The sequence below is a fragment of the Sediminibacillus massiliensis genome (genome assembly GCF_900156915.1).
Classification (GTDB): Bacteria; Bacillota; Bacilli; order Bacillales; family Amphibacillaceae; genus Sediminibacillus_A; species Sediminibacillus_A massiliensis.
The window spans coordinates 4032531-4057330 of the sequence record NZ_LT732535.1 but is presented as its reverse complement, the minus strand read 5'-3'; the positions used below and the strand labels follow the sequence as shown (position 1 = coordinate 4057330).

The window sequence follows — 24800 nt, the reverse complement described above, 5'->3', positions numbered from 1 at the left end:
TTATCACTTCTCTTGTAATAACGCTTGTTTGATTTGTTCGGCAAATACTTCTGCTGACAATGGACCGCCAAATGTCCAAGTATCACCCGGAAGCTGGTAGGTTCTTCCTTCCTCGACAAATCCTAAGTTTTCCCAGGCTGGATTTCCCGCCAACTGGTTGCTGAAGATGTTGTCCTCTTCTTGAACGATATAGAAGAAATGGGCATCCTGGAAATTCTGAAGTGTTTCTACACTTGTTTCATCAAAGCCGTACACCTGGAATCCATCTGACTCATAAGCATTTTCCAGCCCGATATTTTCCATGATTTGGACCGCCATAGCATTATCCTTGAATAAACGGATGACAGGAGTATTTTCAGAACTGTAAGCTTGGGACAAAACAAAGGAATTGTTTTCAATCGACGCATCACTTATTTCCTGTTCCACTTCTGCATACGTTTCATCAAGACCGCTCAAGACTTGTTCTGCCTTCTCTTCTTTCCCGAAAAGCTTGGCCAGTTCATTGAAAGTTGTCGTCATTTCCTCATATTGATCGCCTTCTCCTTCAGCTGGATAAGGATTAAAAGCCAGTGTCGGGGCGATTTCTTTCAGACTGTCCATAATTGCTTCATGGCGGTAGCCCGCAGTGATGATTACATCGGGATTCAATTCAGCAATTGCTTCCAGGTTGGGCTCCTGGCGGGTACCAACATCTTTCACTTCTTCTGATAATTCCGGCTCAATATTGACCCAACTATGATAGCCTTCAATATCTGCCATTCCTACTGGCTGGATATCCAAAGCCAGCAAGTCTTCTCCATACACCCATTCCAGAACAACTACCCTTTCCGGTGTTTCTTCAAATGTTTGTTCCCCATAGGCATCTTTTACAGTGATAGATTGTGTATCACTTTCCTGGTTCTCACTGCCTTCAGTGTTATCTTCACCTGATTCACTCCCCGAATCACCGCAGGCAGCCAGGATTATAACCAAACTAAGACTGAATAATAACATGAGTTTCTTCATTGCTGTAAACCTCCTATTTTCACTTATATCAATGGCACAGCTAAGGGTATTGTTCTCTGCTTCTATGTACATTTCCTCCCTTGCCCTTACCGGAAATGATAATGAGAATCTTTATCATTTACATGTGTTATCCTACCTGAACTCCTGCTTTTTGTCAATTTCATTTTAAAACTATTTCGTCAATTATCACAGGCTATTAAGATTAGCAGTCTATAAGAAACTGAGTAAGCGTCTATCTGTTTAACATCTTGACATCCTCCACTATTATGTAATACTATATACCAGTAGTAAGTGTTGCAAAATACCGTAATGTTGAAAAATAGTAAAATACAAATGAGGGATAAAATGTGGAAACTAACAGAGAAATGCTGAAAGGAGTGCTTGAGGGCTGTGTTCTTGAGATTATCAGCCGGGGAGAAACTTACGGCTATGAAATCACTCAACAGCTGCGGGAACTTGGCTTCACTGATGTAGTGGAAGGGACAGTTTATACGATTACCATGCGGCTCGAGAAACACAATTTGGTGGATATTGAGAAGAAGCGATCCACTGTCGGGCCACCGAGAAAATTTTACACACTTAACGAAGCAGGTAGAAAACAACTTGAAATTTTCTGGAAAAAATGGGATTTCCTCTCAAGCAAATTGAACGAACTTAAAACAAAAGAAATTAAAAGGAGACGATAAAATGAGTTTTATGGAAAAAATCATCGGCAGTATATCTGATAAACGGGAATGGAAAGCGATGGAGGCTCGTGCGAAGGAACTTCCAACTGAATACTTCCACGCATACAAAGCTATTCAAAAATACATGTGGACCGCAGGCGGCCCCACCGACTGGAAGGATATCAGCCGTATCTTCAACGGCATTCTCGACCTTTTTGAGGAAGGCGCAGCGGAAGGCAGGAAAGTCACCGACCTTACAGGCGAGGATGTAGCCGCTTTTTGTGACGAACTTGTGAAGGATTCGAAGACATGGAAGGATAAATATCGTGCCAAATTGAACGAAATGATACGGGATAAACATTAAAGTCCTGGTTCCAAAACGAGCAAACTTAAATGAATATTCGTCTTACCTAGAAACGAAAAAATAATAATTAATGACGACTGAATGGTTGGTTTAAAACGTCAGTGCCTTCCCTTTTCAGTTATTCTTTTTATTCAGTAGTAAGTAATACAGAATATCGATATCACGAAGTAGTTATTGGCCAATAGCGCTCTAAGGTGCCGAACCGGTTTTTCCTTTAATGGAGGCGAGCCCTGATTACACCATTTTCTATAAAAAGGGAAAATATCAATCACGCATACAGGTACAAGAAGTTACGTTCAAATCACTTTTTATACCACAAAAAGGCGCCTCCTGATGGGGGCGCCTTTAAAATAATCATAACCTTATTTATTTAAGTTATAGAAAGAAGTAAGACCGCCGTAAACGCCAGTGCCTACTAATTCATCTTCAATGCGGAGAAGCTGGTTGTACTTAGCTACACGGTCAGTACGGGATGGAGCACCTGTTTTGATTTGCCCTGCATTTGTTGCAACAGCAATATCAGCAATAGTTGCATCCTCTGTTTCACCAGAACGGTGAGAAATAACAGCTGTATATCCAGCGCGTTTAGCCATTTCGATCGCTTCGAATGTTTCTGTAAGTGTACCGATTTGGTTCACTTTGACAAGGATGGAGTTACCGACACCTTGTTCAATACCTTGCTTCAAACGTTTTGTGTTTGTAACGAACAAGTCATCGCCGACAAGCTGTACTCTACCGCCTAAGCGTTCAGTAAGCTGTTTGTGGCCTTCCCAGTCGTTTTCATCAAGACCATCTTCGATAGAGATGATTGGGTATTTGTTGCACATTTCTTCAAACCAGTCAACCATTTCAGCTGAAGTACGCACAACGCCTTCGCCTTTAAGGTTGTATTTTCCATCTTCATAGAATTCGGAAGATGCTACGTCCATCGCAAGCTTAACTTCTTCATCAGGCTTGTAGCCGGCTTTTTCGATTGCTTCGATGATTGTTTGAAGGGCTTCTTCATTGGACTTCAAGTTTGGAGCGAAGCCACCCTCGTCACCGACACCAGTGTTGTAACCTTTTGATTTAAGCACACCTTTAAGGGCATGGAAAATTTCAGCTCCCATACGAAGTGCTTCACGGAAAGTAGGAGCGCCTACAGGCATGATCATGAATTCTTGAATATCCACGTTGTTGTCAGCGTGCTCTCCACCGTTAAGGATGTTCATCATTGGAGTTGGCAATGTTTTGGCATTGAATCCACCAAGGTATTTGTACAATGGTACACCAAGGTAATCTGCAGCAGCGTGGGCAACAGCCATGGAAACACCAAGAATAGCGTTAGCTCCCAATTTACCTTTGTTTTCTGTTCCATCTAATTCTAAAAGCAATTCATCGATGATAACTTGACGTGTTACATCAAGACCTAGAAGTTCTGGAGCAATGATTTCGTTCACGTTCTCAACTGCTTTTAGAACACCTTTTCCTAGATAGCGTTCTTTGTCACCGTCACGAAGTTCTACTGCTTCGTGTTCCCCAGTGGAAGCTCCACTTGGTACTAATGCAGAACCGAATGCTCCTGCTTCTGTAAACACTTCAACCTCTACTGTAGGGTTGCCGCGGGAATCAAGTACCTCACGAGCATAAACGTCTGTAATATATGGCATGAAAATTCTCTCCTTTATACCTGTTTTTATTTTTTAATTAAAGATCTTCCAGTCATTTCTTTCGGTTGCTCCAACTCAAGAAGTTCAAGCAATGTCGGTGATAAATCACCAAGGATACCGCCATCTCTCAATTCGATGCCTTCTTTGGTGACTATTACCGGAACCGGGTTGGTCGTATGGGCGGTCATTGGTTTGCCTTCCTCTGTCAACACTTCGTCAGAGTTGCCATGGTCCGCTGTAATAATGGCATGGCCGCCTTTTTCGATAATCTTATCGACTACTTTTCCAAGGCATTCATCAACGGCTTCGATTGCTTTGATTGTAGGTTCCAACATTCCGGAATGACCAACCATATCCGGATTGGCAAAGTTCAGGATGATTGCATTCTGATTGCCTTCATCCAACTCTTTCAATAAGGCATCCGTCACTTCGTATGCGCTCATCTCCGGTTTCAAATCATATGTGGCTACTTTCGGAGAATCGATCAGGATCCTCTTTTCACCAGGGAATTCTTTCTCACGGCCGCCGCTCATGAAGAACGTGACATGTGGATACTTTTCCGTTTCCGCAATACGGAGCTGGTTCAATCCGTTTTGAGAGAGTACCTCTCCCACTGTGTTGTCCAAGTTCACCGGCTCATATGCAACAAAACCGTCGACTGTTTCGCTGAACTGAGTTAACCCGACAAAATACAGGTTCTTCGGAACTTTATCCCCGCGCTCGAAATCACGGAAATCTTCATTTGCAAACGTACGGGAAATTTGAATGGCGCGATCAGGACGGAAGTTATAAAAGATGACAGCATCTTCGTCATCAATCGTCCCTTTAGCATTTCCATTCCCATCGACAATTACTGACGGGAGGACGAATTCGTCATAAATTTCATTTTCGTAGGAATCTTTGACGACTTCAAATGGACTCTTATATTTCGGTCCTTCTCCATATACCATCGCATCGTATGATTTTTTGACGCGATCCCAGCGCTTGTCTCTGTCCATGGAATAGTAACGGCCTGAGATCGTCGCGAACTCACCCACACCGTATTCTTCCATGATTTCTTCTGTTTGTCTGATATACTTTTCGGCAGATCTTTGGCCAACATCCCTGCCATCCAGAATACCGTGGACATAAACCTGTTCCAACCCTTTTGTGGAAGCAAGTTTCAATAAAGCAAAAAGATGTTCAATATGGCTGTGCACACCGCCATCTGACAACAAACCGAATACGTGCAATGCTTTATTGTTCTCTTTTGCATGGTTGACAGCATTTAGTAATGCTTTGTTTTCGAAAAAGTCGCCCTCGCGGATCGACATGTTCACTCTTGTCAAGCTTTGATACACAATCCGTCCGGCACCGATATTCAAGTGCCCAACCTCGGAGTTGCCCATCTGGCCTTCCGGAAGACCGACGGCTTCGCCTGAGGCAGTCAACTGTGAATGCGGATATTTATTGAAATAACGGTCAAAGTTCGGTGTATTCGCTTGTTTAACGGCATTTCCGAATTCCTCTTCCCGGTTGGCATAGCCATCCAGGATGATAAGAGCTGCTAACTTGTCTTGACTCATTTTGCACCAGCCTCCGCCAGTTTCAAGAAAGAGTCTGCTTCCAAGCTTGCTCCGCCTACCAATGCGCCATCAATGTCTGATTGAGCTAACAGCTCATCCACATTGGCCGGTTTTACACTTCCGCCGTATTGAATGCGGACAGCTTCGCCTGCATCTGTAGAAACAGTTTCTTTAACAACATTCCGAATGTGCGTACATACTTCATTCGCTTGCTCTGAAGTCGCTGTTTTGCCTGTTCCGATTGCCCAGATTGGCTCATAAGCAATGATAGTAGCTTTTACTTGATCATCACTTAAGCCTTCCAATGCTTTCTTCACTTGGTCTTCAACATGGCTCATTGTTTCATTGTTTTCGCGCTGTTCCAACGTCTCACCAACACACACGATAGGTGTAAGGTCATGGTTGAAAGCCGCGTGGACTTTTTTGTTGACCGTTTCGTCTGTCTCAGCGAACAATTCTCTTCGTTCAGAATGACCGAGAACGACATAAGTAACGCCTAAATCTTTCAGCATTACCGGGCTGACTTCACCAGTGAACGCCCCGTTCTCTTCAAAATGCATATTTTGTGCAGCAACTTTCAAATCAGTACCTTGTGCTTTTTCCACCAAAGCATGAAGGAATGGGTATGGTGCACAAACAACAGATTCTACTTGTTCACTGCTTGGTACGTTATTTTTTGTATCCTCTACAAATTGTGTAGCTTCTGAGAGGACTTTGTTCATTTTCCAGTTACCTGCAATTACTTTTTTACGCATGTTCTCACCTCTCCTTTATTTGTCGCTTAATGCATCGACGCCTGGAAGTACTTTTCCTTCCATGAATTCAAGTGATGCACCGCCGCCAGTGGATACGTGGTCCATTTGATCAGCATAACCGAACTTTTCGACAGCCGCTGCGGAGTCGCCGCCACCTATTACGGAATAACCATTCGTGTTAGCCATCGCTTCAGCTACCGCCTTAGTACCATTTGCAAAAGTATCCAACTCGAATACTCCCATTGGTCCGTTCCAGATGATCAACTTGGAATCAGCGATGATCTGGCTGTATTTCTCGCGGGTCTTCGGTCCGATATCCATACCTTCCCAATCAGAAGGGATGTTTTCGATATCAACCTCTTGCGTATTGGCATCATTGGAAAAATCATCACCGACAATGATATCTTCAGGCATGATCATATTGACGCCATTGTCTTTCGCTTTTTGCATGAATTCTTTGGCAAGATCGATTTTATCTTCTTCCAATAGAGATTGGCCGATTTCGAATCCTCTTGCCTTGATGAATGTATAAGCAAGTCCGCCGCCGATGATCAGGTTGTCTACTTTATCAAGAAGATGATCGATTACACCGATTTTATCTTTGACCTTTGCGCCGCCGATGATTGCGGTAAATGGACGCTCTGGATCAGATAATGCTTTGCCAAGGACATCTAATTCTTTTTGCATCAAGAATCCGGCTGCAGAAGGCAAGTGCTCGGCAATTCCGGCTGTTGAAGCATGGGCACGGTGAGCTGCTCCGAATGCATCATTGACATAGACATCAGCCATGTTGGCAAATTCTTTCGCCAATTCAGGATCATTTTTCTCTTCACCAGGGTTGAAACGCACGTTTTCAATAAGCAATACATCCCCGTCTGTTAATTGAGACAATGCTTCGTTAACTTCTTCCCCGTATACTTGATCTGTTTTGATGACTGTTTGGCCAAGCAAATCGCTTAAACGTTTTGCTACAGCATCTAGACGCAACTCTTCGACCACTTCACCTTTCGGACGTCCCAAATGGCTCGCAAGAATGACTCGTCCTCCTTGCTCGACAAGGTGCTTGATAGTCGGAAGTGCCGCTTTGATCCTAGTGTCGTCAGTGACTTCGCCGTCACTCATCGGCACGTTAAAGTCGACTCTGCAAAAGACCTTTTTCCCTTTCACATCGATGTCTTTAATCGTTTTTTTGTTCATTTGTGTCAGCCTCCTTACCTGTAATAAAGTTCCTTCATTAGTTTTCCCGTATGTATGGCACCTGTAACAGGAAAATACAGATTAAAGTGAAAAGAGGAAGGAGGACAATTCCCCCTCCCTGCTTATCAGATTACCATATTCATTTAACAGCCTGGTTCGGGCCTATTTCTATTAAAGTCCTTGGTTTTTAAGGAATACAGCCAAGTCTACACAACGAGTAGAGTAGCCCATTTCATTGTCATACCAAGTGATTACTTTCACCATGTTGTCTTCAAGCACCATAGTAGAAAGACCATCTACGATTGAAGAATGAGTGTTTCCTACGATATCTGTAGAAACCAATGGAAGCTCGCTGTATTGAAGTACACCTTTCAAGTCGCCTTCAGCAGCTTCTTTAAGAGCGCCATTAACTTCTTCAGCTGTTACGTTTTTGTCCAATTCTACTACCAAGTCAACGATAGATCCGTCTGGAGTTGGGACACGCATAGCCATACCATTCAATTTGCCTTCCAATTCAGGCAATACTAGGGAAACTGCTTTTGCAGCACCAGTAGTTGTAGGAATGATATTTTGAGCAGCCGCACGCGCACGACGGTAGTCTTTATGCGGTAAGTCAAGAATTTGCTGGTCGTTAGTGTAAGAGTGAACAGTAGTCATAAGACCGCGCTTGATACCGAATTTTTCGTTTAATACTTTAGCAGCTGGTGCTAGAGAGTTTGTTGTACAAGATGCGTTGGAAATGACATGGTGGCTTCCAGCATCATACTTATCTTCGTTAACACCCATTACCAATGTTAAGTCTTCGTTTTTAGCCGGTGCAGAGATAACTACTTTTTTCGCACCTGCATCCAAATGTTTCGCAGCATCGTCACGGTTTGTGAAACGTCCAGTAGACTCGATTACTACTTCTACGCCAAGATCTCCCCAACCAAGATTAGCAGGGTCGCGTTCAGACAATACTTGGATTTCTTTACCTGCAACAACAAGGTTTTCACCGTTTACAGATACTTCTTCTTCCAAGATTCCATGAACAGAGTCATATTTCAACAAGTGGGCAAGCATATTCGCATCAGTTAAATCGTTAACTGCTACTACCTCAACTTCATCATTTTTCAATGCTTGACGGAATACATTACGGCCGATACGTCCAAAACCATTAATACCAACTTTTACTGTCATCTAGAATTCCTCCTTGATTTTCATTTATATATAAAGGGATTGATTATTCCCTTATTAACTGTTTTGCTGCCCCTTCATCAGTTATCAGGACATTGCTTTTTCCTTGCTGGAAATAAGAAGTGATTGCTTGTGCCTTTGACTGGCCGCCTGCCACTGCGATGACACAATCGGTATTAGACAAATCTTCCAGTTGAAGCCCCACGGTTCTGACTTTGTGGATAACCTCCCCTGTTCTATTGAAATAATAACCAAATGCTTCACTGACAGCTTTTCCCTTGTTGATTTTCTCAATCACCTTTTGGGAAGCCTTTCTTCTTTTTGCCATCGTCAATGCTTCGCCTATGCCATGAATGACCACATTTGCTTCTTTGATCAAATGCATGATTTCTTTGACAGAAGGCTCGCCAATGATTGACTGATAGGATTCCTCGCTGAGCGGGTCCGGCACATACAGCAACCGGTATTCTCCGTTTGCTTTCCTGGCCATCTCTGCACAAATGGTATTGGCCTGATTCTCCACACGCTCTCCAAGTCCGCCCCGTGCCGGGACAAACATGCAATTCTTTGCGTTCTCTATCGGAGACATCATATCCGCTACCGCCGTCATCGACGTTCCACCGGTGACAGCAATTGTTTGTCCATCTTTCAGGATCGTACGCAAATACCCTATCACAGCTTTACCCATCTCTTGTTTTACCCAGTCAAGCTCGTCACTATTACCTGGAACAACTACAACATGGTCTAAATTTAATTTATCCTTTAAGGTTTGTTCTAAAACACTAAACCCGGAAACTTCCTTCATAAATTCTCCCAGCTGATGCAATACACTTTTCCCTTCCGGAGTCACATGCATACCTTTCGAAGTAATCCCCAGCATGCCATGTTGATTCAGAAAGTCTATTTCACTCCTGACCACCCTTTCAGCCATTTCGAGATTATCGGCAAGGCTTCTCCGGCCAATCGGTTCCATTAATTGGATAAAATGAAGGATTTTATACCTTCTCTGCATCACATCCAATAGATCCGGGAATAATTTTTTTTGTAGATCTATGAGCGCTCTCATACAATTACTCCTTTTTGCCATGCTTTGACAAGCCAAAATCTCGGCCAATTTCCAGGGTGATGTAAAATATGTATAGCAGGAAAGAGAAGGAAAGATTATCCTGGGTAAAAAATGTCCCAGGTAGACGTATTGTGTCCCAGTTATTCCAAAAAAATTCCTCTAACACAAGTAATTGTATCAGAAGCATTTCTTTCCCACAACTATTTCCTCTTACTTTTTATCTTTTCCTCCACCAGGCTGAGATTAATCTGACCATAGTCGACATCCTGGCCTTCCACAGCGACTACCGGAATCATCAACTGATATTCCTCCAGGAGCTGATCGTCTTGATAGATATCGACTTCTTCCAGCTCAAAGTCCTCTTCCATCCTCAATGCCTGCAACAACTCTTTAGCCTCGTCGCATAAAGGACAGTTTTCTTTAGTATATAAAGTGACAAGCACCATTGTGATAAAACCTCCCAACTTCTCTAAGGAAAGTACATCTTATTTTCCCATACTTTTGAGGTATGCAAAAGAAATAAGATCAGAATTGCCGATTTCCACAAAAAAAGAAAAGCCGCCGGCATTGGCCGGCAGCCTATCAAATGGAGACGAGGGCTGGTGTTGCACTTTGAGTTGGAAGACCTGCCAGCCGATATGCTTTTGTTTCAGGATATGTTTCCTTTAACACTTCTATCTGTTCCTCTGTAGCCGACAGTTGATAGCCGTACCACCCATCGATGTCTCCTTCGAATTTCCAATTGCTTGATACGTTTTTTCCTGCAAGGGAAGACTGCTGCGACAGGACAAACCATTGCTCTGCTCTTTGCTTGTCTCGAGACTTGAACTCTACTGCATCGTTCTGAATATTATCTTCCTTGTGCTGATAAATTTGTATTAAATCTTCTAAAATAGCACTGGCAGTTGGGTATGCCCCAGCTCCAGGACCTTGCAGTTTCACTTCCCCGACCAGATCTCCGTTTAAGTTGACAGCATTATCCACCCCGTCAACGGAATATAAAGGGTGGGAATCCGTGAGTGCCACTGGTTCAACCGAAGTCCATGCGCCCCCATCCGATGTCTCCAATAAAGCAAGATGCTTTATTTTCAATCCTGCCTGGTCCGCGGCAAGTATTTCTTTCAAACCTGTTTCTCTAATCCCCTTGACAGCGACTTGGTTCCAAGCAGGCTGTTTTTTAAAAAGCAAATCACTCAATACCATCAGTTTATAAAATGCATCGTAACCGTCCACGTCATTGGCGGGATCTGCTTCTGCATACCCCAGTTCCTGGGCCGCTTTGAGCGACTGCTCAAAACCGGTTTGGTTAGTCAATATGTCTGTCAGGATATAATTAGATGTACCATTCAGAATCGCTTCGATTTTTGTCATCGTGTTGACCTGAAGCAGCTGAGTAAGGGTGCCGATCAGCGGTATCCCTCCACCGACGCTTGCTTCGCACTTTAGCGATACATTGTGTCTTCTTGCTGCATCTCTAAGTTCATTACCTTTATGGGCAAGCATTTCTTTATTTGCAGTAATTACATGCAAACCCTTTTCTATCGCCTCGGTCAGGCATGTATAACCCGGTTCAACTCCGACAATAGCTTCGATAATCACATCCAGATCGGGAATATTCAAAATTTGCTGGTAATCAGACGTTATAACCACTTGATCAGCTACGTCACGCCGCTTTTGCTCATCTTTGACTAAAATGCCGGCCACCTCTATATTCCTACCTGTCAATTGTTTCAGTTTCTGTTGATGGGATTGAATGATTTCATATACACTGCTGCCCACTGTGCCGAAACCGAGCAGCGCTACTCTGATTGGTCTCATGTTTCCCCTCCCGACTCTTGTTGTCTCGTTTTTTCCTTCCATATGTAAGACCAGCCACAACGGACTGCTGATTGAGTCTGTAGCGGCCGGCCTTGTCTTCAAACAAGTCGTATATTAAACACCTTCTTACAGGTGTCGCTGATAATTGTTCGCTATTCAAAAATTTATGGTGATTTAGATTTCACAAGCGTATGTGGAAATCGTCCCGCGCAATCTTTGCGCCTCTTTATACGTGCATCGGTTATGGACAACTTGCAGCCCTGCTTCTCTCGCAATAGCAGCTGCTTCCTCTGAAACAACCCCTTCTTGGAGCCAGAAAATTTTCGGTCTTACTTCGGCTGCTTCTCTGGCAATCCCGATTGCCGCTTCCGGACTTCTGAATACCTGGACGATATCGATTTGTTCCGGGATACTCTTTAGATCAGGATAGGCTTTTTCACCGAGTATTTCCGTTTCTCTTGGGTTCACAGGAATTATTTTATAACCAAGGCGCTGCATTTTTCTTGCCAACCTATGGCTCGGTCTTGCTTCTTTCCCGCTTAATCCGACAATCGCCAGTGTTTTTTGTCTCGTTGTTTCCCGGCCATCTTGTTCTATTTTTTCATTTGGAGACTGAAGTGCCCAGCGGATAACCCCTTCGTCGTTAATAACAATCTCGTTGTCGTGTTCGTTGCCTTCTCCTGTCGCTTTGGCCAAGGCAGTATTCAGGTCATTGATGAGATCCCTGACAGATTCAATACCTACGGAAAGACGTACAAGTTCCTCTTTCACACCAGTTGCCGCCAATTCCTCGACTGAAAGCTGTTGGTGGGTGGTGGACGCAGGGTGAATAATCAATGATTTGGCATCCCCTACATTTGCCAGATGGGACCATAACGCCACATTGTTGATCAGTGTACGTCCTGCTTCTTTCCCGCCTTTAATACCGAAATTCACGATCGAACCATAACCGTTGTTCAAGACCTTGCCCCCCAAGTCGTGGGAAGGGTGGTTTTCAAGCCCAGGATAGGAAACCCATTCTACTGCCGGGTGATCTTGAAGGTATTCAGCTAGCTTCAAGGCATTTTCGTTATGTCTTTCCACACGCAAATGCAAGGTTTCAAGCCCTTGCAGCAGCATAAATGCATTAAACGGGCTTAAACTGGCTCCAAAGTCCCGAAGCAATTGGACGCGGACTTTCGTGCTGAAAGCCAATGTTCCGAAATCTATCGCATAACGGATGCCGTTATAACTTGGATCAGGCTCAGTGAATTGCGGGTATTTTTCCGAATTCCAGTTAAAACGCCCGCCATCGACAATCACCCCTCCAATCGACGTGCCGTGTCCACCGATCCACTTCGTTGCAGAATGAACAACGATATCCGCCCCTAGAGTAATCGGTTTGCACAAGTGAGGCGTCGCAAATGTGTTATCAATAATCAATGGCACACCCGCTTCATGCGCTATGCCGGCCACAGCTTCGACGTCCAGAACGTGCAGGCTCGGGTTACCGATGATTTCTCCGTAAACAGCTTTTGTTTTATCTGTAATCGCCGCTCTGAAATTCTCCGGTTCTGTCGGATCGACGAATTTCACTGTAATTCCATAGCGTGGCAAGGTCGTCGAGAACAAATTATATGTACCACCGTATAAATTGGTAGCAGCGACAATTTCGTCACCAGCTCCAGCAAGATTCAAGATTGACAGAGTGATAGCGGCCATACCGGATGATGTAGCAACCGCAGCTACCCCCTCTTCCAGAAGTGCCAGCCTTTTTTCGAACACATCTACAGTCGGGTTGCCGAGACGCGAATATATATTGCCTGGTTCATCCAAAGCGAATAAACGCTCGGCATGTTCCGTATCGTGAAAAACATAAGAAGTGGTCTGATAAATGGGTACCGCTCTGGAACCAGTAGTCGGATCAGGTGATTGACCACCATGAAGTGATAGCGTCTCTAAGTCGTAAGTATTGGTATTGTTAGTCATTTCTATATTCCTCCTTGGCATTTGCACAATTTAACTAAGGGAACCGGCACCCAATAAAAAAACCCTCTTCCTAAGAAGAGGGTTTTTATTAAAAATTCCTCCTCTTATCTGCCAGGATTTCTCCTGCAGGAATTAGCACCTTTTTGAGCGATCCTGCTCAATGGTTGCCGGGCATCTTAGGGCCAGTCCCTCCGCCTCTCTGGATAAGAGATTTGTTATTCAATTCGTGATTCGATAATTAATACTTTACTAATTTACACCCTATTTGTCAAAACATTTTTTATTTTCCAATAGAAGTGACACTGTCTTGGACGATATGCGCCCATTTTTCAAACTCGACCAAAAATCCATCATGACCGAAGCTCGTATCTATTTGATGATAACTCGCTTGTTTTCCTTCCTTCTGCAATTCCGTAACAAAATCATTCAAAGAAGAAGGCGGGAAAAGCAAGTCCCCGCTATAGCCGATTGCCGTAACAGGTGCTTTGATCAACCGGGCCGCTTCCTTCCAGCCATTTCTTTCCCGGCCGATGTCATGTGTATCCATCGCTTTCAATAGATAGAGGTAACTGTTCGCATCGAATCTTTTCGTCAACTTTTTCCCTTGATAATCCAGGTATGATTCCACTTCATAAGCAATTTCATCATGGAAACTGCCAGCGGGCGCCCGTTGTTTTCTGGAAAAGCGTTCATTGAACAAATCACCTGAACGGTAGGTGATCATGCCGACCATCCTGGCCAGACTGAGTCCGTTCTCCGGAATGGAATCACTTGAATAGTGGCCATTGTTCCAATTAGGGTCCCGCAGAATTGCAAGCCGGGCAATGTTGTTGAAAGCAATTGCGTAATCCGTCAAGTAAGGTGTCACCGCAATAGGTACAAGGCGGTCCATTCGATCCGGATACATGACTCCCCACTCCAATACTTGCATCCCACCAAGGGATCCACCGATAACCGTATCTAAATGATCGATACCGAATTTCTCCAGTGCCTGGTACTGGGCTTTCACCATATCCCTTACAGTAATGAACGGAAATTTGGACTGGTATTCCTCTCCAGTTGAAGGATTGGTGCTTTTTGGTCCTGTCGAGCCATTGCACCCTCCCAATACATTGAAAGAAATAACTTGGTATTTAGTTGTATCGATATATCCTCCTGATGCGATTAACCCTGACCAATAACCGGGATTTTCTTCGTTTCCGACAGCAATCTGGCTGCCAGTCAATGCATGGCAGACGAGAATCGCCGGTGCATCGGCAGATCCAACTCGTTCATAGGAAAGTCTAACATCCGGAAGGACAGTACCGGACTCCAAGGTCAAATCCCCGATTTCCACTTCACCGGTCTCTCTGTAAGCTGCAATCTCTGTTTTCATCTGACAGATCACCATCTTTCTAGCTTGTTGAAAAAATCCAATAAAAAAACCTCTCCAGAAGATAGAGAGGCAATTTGTATGCTCTTCGTCTTATCTTCCAAGCTTGCGCTTAGCAGGAATTGGCACCTTTTCAAGTAAACTTGATGGTTGCCGGGTTTCATCGGGCCAGTCCCTCCACCTCTCTAGATAAGGATATATTCAATTCATTAAATTGCGAATTTTGTTAACAAGAAGTCTAGCATGTAAACCTTCCCCTGTCAACTGGAAAAATATTGAGCTTTCTGACAAAAATAACCCCGGAATAGTTTGAATGTCATAAATACTGGGAAACCATAACTAGTCCCTGATAGTTCTACGGGCCCGTATAGAACAGGGATATTTTGATTCGAAAAGATTATAGACTCCAATTAAAAAATCTCAAAGAAAAGGTGGTTTTCTTAGATGTTTTTTCATAAAAAGGAACTTCAATTCCATGCGAAGCCAGACAAACCAGATCCAATGTTCGCTAAACATCTTCAAGAAATTCTAGGTGGACAGTTCGGTGAAATTTCTGTATCCATGCAATACTTATTCCAAGGCTGGAATACCCGAGGTAATGAAAAATACAAAGATTTAATCATGGACACCGGTACCGAGGAGATCGGACACGTGGAAATGATTGCCACCATGATTGCAAGACTGTTGGATAACGCTCCAATCAATGAACAAGAAAAAGCGGCAGAGGACCCTGTCATCGGTTCTATTCTCGGTGGAATGAATCCGCATCATGCGATTGTATCCGGATTGGGAGCTACACCTGAGAACAGTGCAGGAGTCCCATGGAGTGCAGGTTACATCGTAGCCAGCGGAAACTTGATGGCAGACATGCGCGCTAATTTGAATGCGGAATCCCAAGGACGTCTGCAAGTAGCAAGATTGTATGAAATGACAGACGACCGTGGCGTCAAAGACATGCTTTCCTTCCTACTGGCCAGGGATACCATGCACCAAAACCAGTGGATGGCAGCTCTTAAGGAACTGGAAGAAAAAGAAGGCGGAAATATTGTACCGACGACTGTACCAGATGAATGGGAAGCATTGGATTTCTCTCATAAACTATATAACTTCTCTGAAGGGGAAGACAGTTCCCGCGGCATCTGGGCTTCTGGCAATGCACCCGACGGCCATGACTTCCAATATGAAAGTACACCAGAAGGCTTTGGAGGAAAGCAAGAACTAAAACCGGCACCAACATATGTCCATGCCACACCTCCACTAGACAAGTAAATTTCCGAAAAAAGGTCCGGGCTGCCCCACAGCCCGGACCTTTTTTTGTTTTCAATTAAATATTGGACTTCGGAAATTAGGGAATGCTGTTCCACAAGAGTCTTAGGGTTCTGACATCGCCGGTAAAAGTTTTCTCTATTTTTTGTAGGGAGCACCTTGATCGACACATTGCAGGATCACTTCTCACCTATTCAGAAAACTATACCGAGCTTCGGAAAAATGCGAGACTCCTTGAAAATAAAGGTCAATTTTCTGCGTGCGGTGTATATTCAAGGAGGTCTTTTAAAAAGTCCTGTGGGAAAGGAACAGTCTGAAGACCCCGCAGTGATGCGCCTGCGTTATCTAGTATCGCTTCGTAGTAAGATTCCTCGGCGCATGGTTTTCGGTGGGACGAGTAATCGCAGTCCCAAGGGAGCAAAGGAGCCTACTCAAGTAGTACCCTGGCTGAAGCGTTCACCACGGAAAGCGAGTATTTTTCCGCAGCGCTGGATTACCACTCAATACAAAAAAGATGGGAGGAAGTCCCGTTAAATGAAGTTAGTTATGTCACAGTTTATATATAATGTGCAACAGCAAAGTTTAACAGGAAGAGCATTCCTGTTAAAAATACAGTATTATTTTTGACACATAATTGAAAGTTTTCCAACCATAAGAACGGGGAAGAGAGAAAATTGTACTTTAGTATACTGGAGGATGTTTATGGAAGAACTAAGGCTGTTAGAACAAAAGATAGAAAAGATTAGGCAAGAGATGTATGAGGCCTACGAAAAAGATCCAGACAACCAAGAGGTCCTCCATATCTCACAGGCACTTGACAAAGCGATCAATGACTTAAATACGATAAAAGTAAATTTAAAAAACACATGACTCATTCAAAATGTAAATCGAACAAAATTACCCCTTGCATTCCAACTGAGAAGAGGTTATAATAATCATTGCGTTTCAAGTTGCGCTCGTAGCTCAGTTGGATAGAGCGGTGGTTTCCGGTACCACGTCTGTCGGGGGTTCGAATCCCTCCGAGCGCGTTACTTCAAAACCTCCTGTATCTCGAATTACTCGATACAGGAGGTTTTTTTGTATCCCTCTTTTTGATATTCTGTTATTTTAATAGCAGGAAATTACACAGAAAAACAATCTATCTTGCTTTTAGCAGCCATCCTCTTTCTTCCGGTTTTGAGGATTTGCAATTCTTTTAGAAAATAGGAAAGAAAAGAAGGATTTATTCTATCAGATGTCAAAGAACACAGAGAAGGATAAACTTTTCACTTAACCGTAAGTACTAATGACGAACTAAAACATCCAAGGGTTTAATTATCAGGAAACAGGGAACGATGGAATTAGAATAAAAGGGTAATAAAGATAGTACATAATCAAATGGTTTGACCTTTATTGACCTTTTAGATAAGATAAAATTAGCCCTTGATGAAAGGGCATAAGAACCAACAAAGGAGGAAGTTTCCAATGAATTTAATACCAACAGTCATTGAACAGACTAACCGTGGAGAACGTGCATACGATATTTATTCCCGTCTATTGAAAGATCGCATCATTATGCTGGGGAGCGCCATTGATGATAATGTATCAAACACTATTGTCGCGCAGCTGTTATTCCTTGCTGCAGAAGATCCAGACAAAGATATTTCCTTATACATCAATTCACCGGGCGGATCGATTACAGCCGGTATGGCGATCTATGACACAATGCAGTTCATCAAGCCTAACGTTTCCACCATCTGTATAGGTATGGCAGCATCCATGGGAGCATTCTTGCTTGCTTCTGGGGAGCCGGGCAAACGTTATGCACTGCCGAATAGTGAAGTAATGATCCACCAACCTCTTGGTGGAACTCAAGGACAGGCTGCAGATATCGAAATTCATGCAAAACGAATCTTGGAAATGCGCAGCAAGTTGAACAAAATCCTTTCTGAGCGTACCGGCCAGCCACTTGAAGTTATCGAACGCGACACTGACCGCGATAACTTTATGGAAGCTGCCAAAGCGAAAGAATATGGTTTGATCGACAAAGTAATGGAGAAAAAGCCTGAATAATAACGATTAAAAAGGAAGCAGTTTTCGACTGCTTCCTTTTTTTTAATCAATATGGATTACCCGGGTTCCTGCGAACATATCATGTATGCCCTTCTTCTCGTCGGTGAAACCCACCACCGCATAAAGGAATACCATAAAAAATAGCACCCTATGTATGAACCTTCCCACTACCTCACGGAAAAACAAATCACTCCATTTCAGGGCTTTATGATCACTTCTGACAACTTTTAAGCCAAACAGCATTTTCCCTAATGTCTGATGGAAACGTTTGGTCATCAGCAGGAAGTAAACATAGAAGACAATAGAACCAAGTATGCCATTCAAAGTCCAGAATCCAATATCGATTATGTCTCCGCCGTTGACAAATTTCAGTGGAGTTAAGAGAATGCCGTTAATACTGAAAACGATGATCACATCTGTAAGATACGCCCAGAATCTCATCCAAAACCCAGCATAACGATGATCTTTTCTCACTGTGGAGTGTGCAGATGTGTCGATATCCGATTCGGAATTAATAACCTCTCGGGAGACTTGCTCATTCATTTCCTTGTCGTCTGTCATATCAGCACCTCCTTATCGAGTATATAAGTACATAGCCCGTGGACTATCAGATTCACGGATTAAATTAGCAAGACCAAACAACTCATGTTGCTCCATCCCTAAGAAGTTTTTGGCTGTGACACCTAAAAACTGATTGAATTGGAAATTGGAACGATACTGAATGACGCTTGCATTCTCGATATCCTGGTCTTCTTCCATCATGGCAATCGTATCGTCGAGTGTTCCCAGTTCATCCACCAGTCCATTTTCCTGAGCTTGTGCACCTGTATAAATCCGGCCATCGCCGAGTTCTCTTACTCTGCTTTCGTCCATACCGCGACCATCCACGATTACTTGGACAAAGTCTGCGTACATATCATCGACGATGGTTTGTAAAATTTCCTGCTCTTCTGCAGTCATTTCTCTTGAGCCGGACATGATATCTTTGAATTCGCCACTTTTTATCGTATTGAAATCTACTCCGTATTGATCAGCAAGCTCGGCATAGTTGATGCTTTCCATGATTACACCGATCGATCCGGTGATCGTAGCTGGATTCGCCACGATTTTATCTGCTGGCGCCGAAACATAATAACCGCCGGAAGCTGCAGTATTGCCCATTGATACATAGATTGGTTTGTCTGTTTCTTCTTTTACTTCGACGATTTTATCGTGTATTTCAGCACTTTCCACTACACCCCCGCCGGGAGAATTGACATTTAGGACGATACCTTTGATGCTATTATCTTCTCCGGCTTCTTCAATCATTTTCAAGAACCTCTGATGGTCGTAGCCTGAAGTATTCATCCAAGAATTGGTGCCTGTATCCTGAATTACCCCTTCCAGGCTCAATACGGCAATTCGCTGGGTCGGTGAACCTTCTTCTATGACCGTTTCATCAAATAACTCTTCACTTCCGCTGAACACGTCTTCAAAGTTAGTTGTTGCCACACTTGTAACTAATTGAAAGCCAATTGAAACTACCAGTAAAACGGCCGCAATCGCCAAGGCAATCCAACGTCGTCCATTCATACTTGTTCCCCTTTCTTTCTATCTGAGTTTGTATTTACCTAAAAAATGTTACATGATTGGGGATGAATTTTCCATACTTTCGGTAAAATTTTGGAAATGTTATTCAAGACACAAAAAAAAGCCTTCTTATCAGGAAGGCTTCATTCATGTCTTTCCGTATTCTTTACAGCCTAAGCACGTGCGGGTGTTACAAAGTCTGTCAGTTCCTTTATTGCTGCTTCTTCATCTCTCCCATCGACAATGATATTTATTTCTTCTCCTGTGGCGATCGCAAGGCTCATCAGTCCCATAATGCTCTTGGCATTGACGCGTCTGCCCTCTTTTTCTATAAATACGTCTGAATCAAATTGGTTGGCTTTTTGCACGAATTGTGCAGCAGGACGGGCCTGAAGTCCCGAAATCAATTCAATTGTCATTGACTTTTCTTTCATATTCCATCCACCTCTCACGCCCTCAAAAAGAAAGCGCTATCATTAAATGTTAAAAAAATACTCTCTTATTTTCAAGAGAGCTTAAACCTAAATCACTCGCTAAATGGTTCTGATTAGCAGTATTATAGCACACACTAATCGATAAAGAAACCTTTATTTTCCAACTGGGGTTCCCTGTCTTAATTTCTCTGCGAATTCGTCAATTTTACGCAGGCGGTGATTGATTCCAGACTTACTGATTTTTCCTGTGGAAACCAGTTCTCCAAGTTCCTTCAACGAAACTTCCTGATGCTGGACTCTCAACGCCGCTACCTCCTGTAACTTGTCCGGGAGAGCTTGCAAGCCTACTGTTTTATCTATAAATTTTATATTTTCCACTTGTCGGAAAGCCGCACCGATAGTTTTATTCAGATTGGCTGTTTCACAATTGACCAGACGGTTGACCGAGTTTCTCATATCTCTTACGATCCGGATATCCTCGAATTTAAACAATGCCTGGTGTGCTCCTATATTGGTCAGGAACTCCGTGATTTTCTCTGCTTCTTTTATATAAGTGATGTACCCTTTTTTTCTTTCAAGCTTTCTTGCACGCAGTTCAAATGTATTCATCAATTCACACAAAGCATCGTTATGCTCCTTGTGGAAATTGTAGATTTCCAAATGATAGGAAGACGTCTCCGGATTGTTTACAGAACCTCCAGCTAAAAATGCACCACGGAGATATGCCCTCCTGCAGCACGTTTTTGCCGTAAACTTTTCGGAAATATGATGATTAAAAGTAAACGGTCCGGTCAGAATGTCCAAATCAGTAAGAAACATCCTGGCCCCTTCTTTCATCCTCACAATATAGACATTGTTCTTTTTCAGTTTCATCTTCTTCCGGACAAGCAATTCTACCGGGTACGAGTATAGAGACTTCGTCAATGTATAAATTCTTCTGGCGATTGCCGCATTTTCGGTCTGTACATCCAAAATGTACTGCTGGCTTGATAAGGAGACGGCTCCGTTCATCCGTATCAACGCTGCCAGTTCTGCCTGTGCACAGCAATTTTCATGCGTGACTTTTGTTAATTCTTTTTTTATTTCTGACGCAAATGACAACTTTCTCACCCCCCTGACAACATCACTTTCATTAAATAAGCGAATAAAGCAATTTGGCTACTTTTGCAGTATCATGACGGAGCATTTTTTTCGAATGGTCGATGATATCTCCTTCGATAATTTCCAGCCCCATGTCACTCAGACGTTCAATATCATAAATCACCGGAGCGGCATTTTCTTCTGCATACAACTCGCGCACATCGCCTTCAATCGGACGATTATGTACAATTATCGAGTGAATGCATCCCTCTCCGATATGATCGGTAATTGCTTGAACATGATCGGCAGCAGTGTATTGGGATGTTTCTCCATATTGAGTCATCACATTACACACATATACGACCTTTCCTTTGGTCTTCCGGAGGGCATCGCCTATTTGAGGAACAATCATATTAGGAAGTGTACTCGTATAGAGACTTCCAGGTGCCACAATTACTAAATCTGCTTCCTCTATGGCTGTTACAGCTTCCGGAAGAGGCATTACTGGTTCCGGACTTAAAAACACCCGCTTTATCTGTTTATTCGCAAGCGGTATGTTGGATTCTCCTGAAATGATCTCTCCATCTTCCATCTCGGCGTGCAAGTACATGTTCTGGTTTGCAATCGGATAAATTCTGCCCTTAACATTCAAAACCCGGGAAATTTCTTTAATTCCGTTATAAAAATCGCCTGTAACAGAGGTCATTGCCGCCAGAAGCAGATTACCCATAGCATGTCCCGACAAACCATTTCCATTAGCGAAACGGTGTTGGAAAAGATCCAAAAGCATTGGCTCCGCATCGGACAAAGCTGCAATTACGTTTCTTATATCACCAGGGGCGGGAATGGACATTTCGGTTCTGAGACGGCCGGAACTGCCACCGTCATCAGCCACTGTCACAATCGCCGACAGATCGATAGGATAATCCTTCAATCCTCTCAACAATACCGGCATGCCTGTTCCGCCTCCGACTACCACTACATGTGGCTTTTTATCTTGAGTCATGAATTAATGTCCCTTTCTTTTATCAATATCACGATGGCTGACATGTGTAATATATTCAGCGGAAAATTTCTTAGCGAGATGTTCTGACAGTGCTACCGAACGGTGCTGACCTCCCGTACAGCCAATAGCCACAACAAGCTGGCTTTTTCCTTCTTTCTTGTACTGCGGAAGCATGAACTCCAGTAAATCGGTGATTTTCTCCAAGAACTTCTGCGTGTCAGACCATTTGAACACGTAGGAAGAGACCTCAGTGTTCAAACCTGTCAGCGGGCGCATATGCTCCACATAATGTGGATTTGGAAGGAACCTTACATCGAATACAAGATCGGCATCAATCGGGAGTCCGTATTTAAAGCCGAATGAAACCATATGCACCGAGAAGACTTCCTGTTCATGTTCTGCATAATTTTCCACTATTTGTTCGCGAAGCTCTTTAGGCTTCAGATTGCTCGTATCAATAATATTCTGCGCCCGTCCTCTTAATTCATCGAGGATGCGGCGCTCTTGTTCGATACCTTCGAGTGGAAGGCCTTCCGGGGCAAGCGGGTGTGTTCGCCTTGTCTCTTTATATCTGGAAACAAGTGCCTGATCTTTCGCATCCAGGAACAAAATATGGTCTTGCAGCCAGTCGTCCTCTTTTGCCAAGGCATCTAAAGCGTCGAATAAAGTATCGAAGAACTCTCTTCCCCGTAAATCCATCACGACCGCTACTTTTTGAATGTTGTTCGAAGAATCCTTCATAAGTTCCAAAAACTTCGGAAGCAGGGTTGGAGGAAGATTATCCACACAATAGTATCCCAAATCTTCAAAGCTTTGGACCGCGACAGTTTTACCGGCACCTGACATCCCTGTTATTATTACTAGTTTTGTTTCCTGGTTTTTGTTGGCCACAATATATCTCCCCTTTTAATCTCAACCATGTAAATGAAACGAACCACTACCTGACGTTTCATCTCTTTTCGAACGGTCCATTACGGGCTCGGCGGATCGAGTTCAAGGTCAATCAATTCATATTCCGGTGAATAATTAAACCTTCCGTACACAATGTCCTCACTGTTCAAAATATGACGGAGAATATGACGGTCCCCTTCAGCCATTTGTTTGTGCGGCAAGTCTTCCATAGCCACCCATTCCAATATTCCCTCAGGACTTTCCGCCAGAAGTGTGCCATTATAATCTTCGCAGAAAAAAGTGAACATCATCCATTCAAGCGTTACGTTTCCATCCTCTTGGACAAGAAAGGTAAATGCTCCTCTCATGTCGGGATTTATCAAATGCAGTCCGGTTTCTTCCCAAAATTCCCTCATTGCGGACTCTTTGATGGATTCACCTTGTTCCATCTTGCCTCCAGGCATAGCGTACCATCCCCGTCTTGGTTTTTTCAGCAGTAATATATGATTATTTTTCTTTAATATGCAGTTGGTCACTCTTCGCAAAAAATCACCTCTTTCCGGGAAAAGATCAATCATCAATCTACCCGCGGGCATCTCTTCCCATTATACACCGTATGAAACATATCCCACAATATACCCCTGAAAGGGAAACCATGGAAAGTGAAAGCATTGGCCTGTTTTTGCCCAAAAAAAGACACAGGGGACAACAACATCCACCTGTGCAAAAAATTCTATTATTAAAAGGGGGTCAATTAGTTATTTATATTATACCCCGCAAATGTTTCGTGCGTGTTACAACAGGGTTAAATTGTATTTACGTTCGAGTAGTCCTAATTATTTAACTGCTTTTAATTCTTCCACCAAGTTCTCGATATAAGCTTGGGCAGATTGGGCAGCGATACTTCCATCCCCTGTCGCTGTAACGATTTGGCGTAATTCTTTTTCACGGATATCTCCGGCTGCAAAAACGCCTGGAACGTTCGTTTCCATTTTTTCGTTCGTCGGGATATATCCTTGTTCATTGGTGATTCCCAATGATTTGAACGGATCGCTTAACGGTACCATTCCGATATAAATGAACACACCATCGATATCTTTATCGTATTCTTCGTCCGTCAGTTGGTTATGAAGGGTTACGCTGCCGACTTTTCCATCCTTGCCATTAATCGTCTTGACTGTTGTATCCCAGATAAAGTCGATTTTTTCATTGTCAAAAGCACGCTGTTGCAAGATTTTTTGTGCTCTCAAAGTGTCACGACGATGCACGATTGTCACTTTGCTGGCAAAACGGGTCAAGTAAACCCCTTCCTCTACGGCAGAGTCTCCACCGCCGACCACGAAGAGTTCCTTTCCTTTAAAGAAGGCACCGTCACATACTGCACAGTAAGATACTCCGCGGCCGCCTAGTTCTTCTTCTCCCGGTATTCCCAGTTTTTTGTATTGGGCACCTGTGGTGATAATTAAAGCTCGTGTTTTGAATTCTTTATTTCCGGCAATGACAGTCTTATATTCTTTGCCATCGATGACTTCTTTGATATCACCATATGCATATTCGGCCCCGAATTTTTTCGCATGGTCGAACATTTTGGTGGATAGGTCCGGTCCGAGTATATGATCGTAACCAGGGTAATTTTCTACATCTTCGGTATTAGCCATTTGCCCGCCGGGAATTCCCCGTTCAAGCATCAATGTATCCAAGTCAGCCCGGGAAGTGTACACAGCAGCAGTCATTCCTGCCGGCCCCGCCCCGGCTATAATAACATCATAAATTCTTTCTTCGGCCATTTGATCAGCCCCTTTTCTACAGCTCGTTAAGTTTAGTTAGGTTATCATCAACATTATCATATGATTTACCATGAAGGTCTAATATTCTGCTCAACAACATTGACGAAGTCTGAGA

General features: G+C 43.4%; 24 protein-coding genes, 1 tRNA gene and 2 riboswitches. Of the genes, 6 read left to right on the top strand and 19 right to left on the bottom strand.

Annotated elements, in window-relative coordinates; all coding sequences use genetic code 11:
• Positions 1–3: 3 nt before the first annotated feature.
• Positions 4–1005, bottom strand: a complete 1002-nt coding sequence (locus tag CZ434_RS20695) for an ABC transporter substrate-binding protein (RefSeq protein ID WP_077624854.1) — start codon at positions 1003–1005, stop codon at positions 4–6.
• 347 nt (positions 1006–1352) lie between these two features.
• Here CZ434_RS20695 and CZ434_RS20690 point away from each other — a divergent pair, with 347 nt between their 5' ends.
• Positions 1353–1691: a PadR family transcriptional regulator gene (locus CZ434_RS20690; RefSeq protein ID WP_077624853.1), complete on the top strand. Its 339-nt coding sequence runs from the start codon at positions 1353–1355 to the stop codon at positions 1689–1691.
• 1 nt (position 1692) lies between these two features.
• Positions 1693–2034, top strand: coding sequence for a DUF1048 domain-containing protein (locus CZ434_RS20685; protein WP_077624852.1), 342 nt, complete (start codon positions 1693–1695; stop codon positions 2032–2034).
• 362 nt (positions 2035–2396) lie between these two features.
• On the opposite strand, the gene eno is transcribed toward CZ434_RS20685, so the two are convergent.
• The 10 genes from eno to metX all read right to left on the bottom strand — a co-directional run bounded on the left by eno (position 2397) and on the right by metX (position 14603).
• On the bottom strand, positions 2397–3683 hold the full coding sequence (eno, locus tag CZ434_RS20680) for a phosphopyruvate hydratase (protein WP_077624851.1): 1287 nt from the start codon (positions 3681–3683) through the stop codon (positions 2397–2399).
• Positions 3684–3709: 26 nt separating this feature from the next.
• Entirely contained in the window at positions 3710–5248 is a 1539-nt protein-coding gene (gene gpmI, locus CZ434_RS20675) for a 2,3-bisphosphoglycerate-independent phosphoglycerate mutase (RefSeq protein WP_077624850.1), read from the bottom strand.
• Positions 5245–6003 (bottom strand): triose-phosphate isomerase, encoded by a 759-nt coding sequence (gene tpiA, locus CZ434_RS20670; protein WP_077624849.1) that lies wholly within the window; start codon positions 6001–6003, stop codon positions 5245–5247. The genes gpmI and tpiA overlap by 4 nt, the downstream gene beginning before the upstream one ends.
• Before the next feature lie 15 nt (positions 6004–6018).
• Positions 6019–7200 carry a phosphoglycerate kinase gene (locus tag CZ434_RS20665; RefSeq protein WP_077624848.1) on the bottom strand — a complete coding sequence of 394 codons (1182 nt, stop codon included), beginning with the start codon at positions 7198–7200 and terminating at the stop codon, positions 6019–6021.
• Between the two features lie 171 nt (positions 7201–7371).
• Positions 7372–8379 carry a type I glyceraldehyde-3-phosphate dehydrogenase gene (gene gap, locus CZ434_RS20660; RefSeq protein ID WP_077624847.1) on the bottom strand — a complete coding sequence of 336 codons (1008 nt, stop codon included), beginning with the start codon at positions 8377–8379 and terminating at the stop codon, positions 7372–7374.
• A gap of 43 nt (positions 8380–8422) precedes the next feature.
• Positions 8423–9442, bottom strand: coding sequence for a sugar-binding transcriptional regulator (locus CZ434_RS20655; protein WP_077624846.1), 1020 nt, complete (start codon positions 9440–9442; stop codon positions 8423–8425).
• Positions 9443–9642: 200 nt separating this feature from the next.
• Positions 9643–9888, bottom strand: a complete 246-nt coding sequence (locus CZ434_RS20650; protein WP_342745723.1) for a glutaredoxin family protein — start codon at positions 9886–9888, stop codon at positions 9643–9645.
• A gap of 136 nt (positions 9889–10024) precedes the next feature.
• Complete coding sequence (locus CZ434_RS20645) at positions 10025–11260, bottom strand: homoserine dehydrogenase (protein WP_179107333.1); 1236 nt, start codon at positions 11258–11260, stop codon at positions 10025–10027.
• 174 nt (positions 11261–11434) lie between these two features.
• Positions 11435–13228, bottom strand: a complete 1794-nt coding sequence (locus CZ434_RS20640) for a PLP-dependent aspartate aminotransferase family protein (protein ID WP_077624844.1) — start codon at positions 13226–13228, stop codon at positions 11435–11437.
• 101 nt (positions 13229–13329) lie between these two features.
• Positions 13330–13438, bottom strand: a riboswitch (SAM riboswitch).
• A 70-nt stretch (positions 13439–13508) separates the two neighbouring features.
• The gene (metX, locus tag CZ434_RS20635) at positions 13509–14603 is read right to left on the bottom strand and encodes a homoserine O-acetyltransferase MetX (RefSeq protein WP_095742945.1); all 1095 of its coding nucleotides are present in this window, start codon (positions 14601–14603) and stop codon (positions 13509–13511) included.
• 87 nt (positions 14604–14690) lie between these two features.
• Positions 14691–14796, bottom strand: a riboswitch (SAM riboswitch).
• A gap of 248 nt (positions 14797–15044) precedes the next feature.
• Between metX and CZ434_RS20630 the strand changes: the two genes are divergently transcribed.
• The 4 genes from CZ434_RS20630 (at position 15045) to clpP (ending at position 17918) form a co-directional block, all read left to right on the top strand.
• Positions 15045–15869 carry a manganese catalase gene (locus CZ434_RS20630; protein WP_077624842.1) on the top strand — a complete coding sequence of 275 codons (825 nt, stop codon included), beginning with the start codon at positions 15045–15047 and terminating at the stop codon, positions 15867–15869.
• Positions 15870–16568: 699 nt separating this feature from the next.
• Positions 16569–16736 (top strand): aspartyl-phosphate phosphatase Spo0E family protein, encoded by a 168-nt coding sequence (locus tag CZ434_RS20620; protein WP_179107332.1) that lies wholly within the window; start codon positions 16569–16571, stop codon positions 16734–16736.
• 82 nt (positions 16737–16818) lie between these two features.
• Positions 16819–16894: transfer RNA gene (locus CZ434_RS20615), tRNA-Arg, on the top strand.
• Between the two features lie 436 nt (positions 16895–17330).
• Positions 17331–17918 (top strand): ATP-dependent Clp endopeptidase proteolytic subunit ClpP, encoded by a 588-nt coding sequence (gene clpP / locus CZ434_RS20610; RefSeq protein ID WP_077624839.1) that lies wholly within the window; start codon positions 17331–17333, stop codon positions 17916–17918.
• Positions 17919–17960: 42 nt separating this feature from the next.
• Here the strand turns inward: clpP and CZ434_RS20605 are convergent, their stop codons facing one another.
• From CZ434_RS20605 to trxB, 8 genes are all read right to left on the bottom strand, one after another.
• Complete coding sequence (locus CZ434_RS20605; RefSeq protein ID WP_245831041.1) at positions 17961–18479, bottom strand: RDD family protein; 519 nt, start codon at positions 18477–18479, stop codon at positions 17961–17963.
• A gap of 12 nt (positions 18480–18491) precedes the next feature.
• Positions 18492–19490 (bottom strand): signal peptide peptidase SppA, encoded by a 999-nt coding sequence (sppA, locus tag CZ434_RS20600; RefSeq protein ID WP_077624838.1) that lies wholly within the window; start codon positions 19488–19490, stop codon positions 18492–18494.
• A 170-nt stretch (positions 19491–19660) separates the two neighbouring features.
• Positions 19661–19921 (bottom strand): HPr family phosphocarrier protein, encoded by a 261-nt coding sequence (locus tag CZ434_RS20595; protein ID WP_077624837.1) that lies wholly within the window; start codon positions 19919–19921, stop codon positions 19661–19663.
• Between the two features lie 153 nt (positions 19922–20074).
• A complete protein-coding gene (whiA, locus tag CZ434_RS20590) occupies positions 20075–21022 on the bottom strand; it encodes a DNA-binding protein WhiA (RefSeq protein ID WP_077624836.1) in 948 nt (315 codons plus the stop codon).
• A gap of 31 nt (positions 21023–21053) precedes the next feature.
• Complete coding sequence (locus CZ434_RS20585; protein WP_077624835.1) at positions 21054–22007, bottom strand: gluconeogenesis factor YvcK family protein; 954 nt, start codon at positions 22005–22007, stop codon at positions 21054–21056.
• A 3-nt stretch (positions 22008–22010) separates the two neighbouring features.
• Positions 22011–22898 carry an RNase adapter RapZ gene (rapZ, locus tag CZ434_RS20580; RefSeq protein WP_077624834.1) on the bottom strand — a complete coding sequence of 296 codons (888 nt, stop codon included), beginning with the start codon at positions 22896–22898 and terminating at the stop codon, positions 22011–22013.
• 80 nt (positions 22899–22978) lie between these two features.
• Positions 22979–23476 carry an NUDIX hydrolase gene (locus tag CZ434_RS20575; protein ID WP_342745721.1) on the bottom strand — a complete coding sequence of 166 codons (498 nt, stop codon included), beginning with the start codon at positions 23474–23476 and terminating at the stop codon, positions 22979–22981.
• A gap of 258 nt (positions 23477–23734) precedes the next feature.
• The gene (gene trxB / locus CZ434_RS20570) at positions 23735–24685 is read right to left on the bottom strand and encodes a thioredoxin-disulfide reductase (RefSeq protein ID WP_077624833.1); all 951 of its coding nucleotides are present in this window, start codon (positions 24683–24685) and stop codon (positions 23735–23737) included.
• Positions 24686–24800 lie beyond the last annotated feature (115 nt).

Excerpts from the sequence above, each read along its gene's own strand:
- metX (WP_095742945.1), bottom strand. The coding sequence starts at position 14,603 with ATGAAAACAGAGATTGCAGCTTACAGAGAGACCGGTGAAGTGGAAATC.
- tpiA (WP_077624849.1), bottom strand. The coding sequence starts at position 6,003 with ATGCGTAAAAAAGTAATTGCAGGTAACTGGAAAATGAACAAAGTCCTC.
- CZ434_RS20630 (WP_077624842.1), top strand. The coding sequence starts at position 15,045 with ATGTTTTTTCATAAAAAGGAACTTCAATTCCATGCGAAGCCAGACAAA.
- CZ434_RS20585 (WP_077624835.1), bottom strand. The coding sequence starts at position 22,007 with ATGACTCAAGATAAAAAGCCACATGTAGTGGTAGTCGGAGGCGGAACA.
- eno (WP_077624851.1), bottom strand. The coding sequence starts at position 3,683 with ATGCCATATATTACAGACGTTTATGCTCGTGAGGTACTTGATTCCCGC.
- trxB (WP_077624833.1), bottom strand. The coding sequence starts at position 24,685 with ATGGCCGAAGAAAGAATTTATGATGTTATTATAGCCGGGGCGGGGCCG.
- gap (WP_077624847.1), bottom strand. The coding sequence starts at position 8,379 with ATGACAGTAAAAGTTGGTATTAATGGTTTTGGACGTATCGGCCGTAAT.
- gpmI (WP_077624850.1), bottom strand. The coding sequence starts at position 5,248 with ATGAGTCAAGACAAGTTAGCAGCTCTTATCATCCTGGATGGCTATGCC.
- CZ434_RS20695 (WP_077624854.1), bottom strand. The coding sequence starts at position 1,005 with ATGAAGAAACTCATGTTATTATTCAGTCTTAGTTTGGTTATAATCCTG.
- CZ434_RS20650 (WP_342745723.1), bottom strand. The coding sequence starts at position 9,888 with ATGGTGCTTGTCACTTTATATACTAAAGAAAACTGTCCTTTATGCGAC.
- sppA (WP_077624838.1), bottom strand. The coding sequence starts at position 19,490 with ATGAATGGACGACGTTGGATTGCCTTGGCGATTGCGGCCGTTTTACTG.
- CZ434_RS20665 (WP_077624848.1), bottom strand. The coding sequence starts at position 7,200 with ATGAACAAAAAAACGATTAAAGACATCGATGTGAAAGGGAAAAAGGTC.
- CZ434_RS20655 (WP_077624846.1), bottom strand. The coding sequence starts at position 9,442 with ATGAGAGCGCTCATAGATCTACAAAAAAAATTATTCCCGGATCTATTG.
- CZ434_RS20575 (WP_342745721.1), bottom strand. The coding sequence starts at position 23,476 with ATGATTGATCTTTTCCCGGAAAGAGGTGATTTTTTGCGAAGAGTGACC.
- clpP (WP_077624839.1), top strand. The coding sequence starts at position 17,331 with ATGAATTTAATACCAACAGTCATTGAACAGACTAACCGTGGAGAACGT.
- CZ434_RS20685 (WP_077624852.1), top strand. The coding sequence starts at position 1,693 with ATGAGTTTTATGGAAAAAATCATCGGCAGTATATCTGATAAACGGGAA.
- CZ434_RS20645 (WP_179107333.1), bottom strand. The coding sequence starts at position 11,260 with ATGAGACCAATCAGAGTAGCGCTGCTCGGTTTCGGCACAGTGGGCAGC.
- CZ434_RS20595 (WP_077624837.1), bottom strand. The coding sequence starts at position 19,921 with ATGAAAGAAAAGTCAATGACAATTGAATTGATTTCGGGACTTCAGGCC.
- CZ434_RS20620 (WP_179107332.1), top strand. The coding sequence starts at position 16,569 with ATGGAAGAACTAAGGCTGTTAGAACAAAAGATAGAAAAGATTAGGCAA.
- CZ434_RS20605 (WP_245831041.1), bottom strand. The coding sequence starts at position 18,479 with ATGACAGACGACAAGGAAATGAATGAGCAAGTCTCCCGAGAGGTTATT.
- CZ434_RS20640 (WP_077624844.1), bottom strand. The coding sequence starts at position 13,228 with ATGACTAACAATACCAATACTTACGACTTAGAGACGCTATCACTTCAT.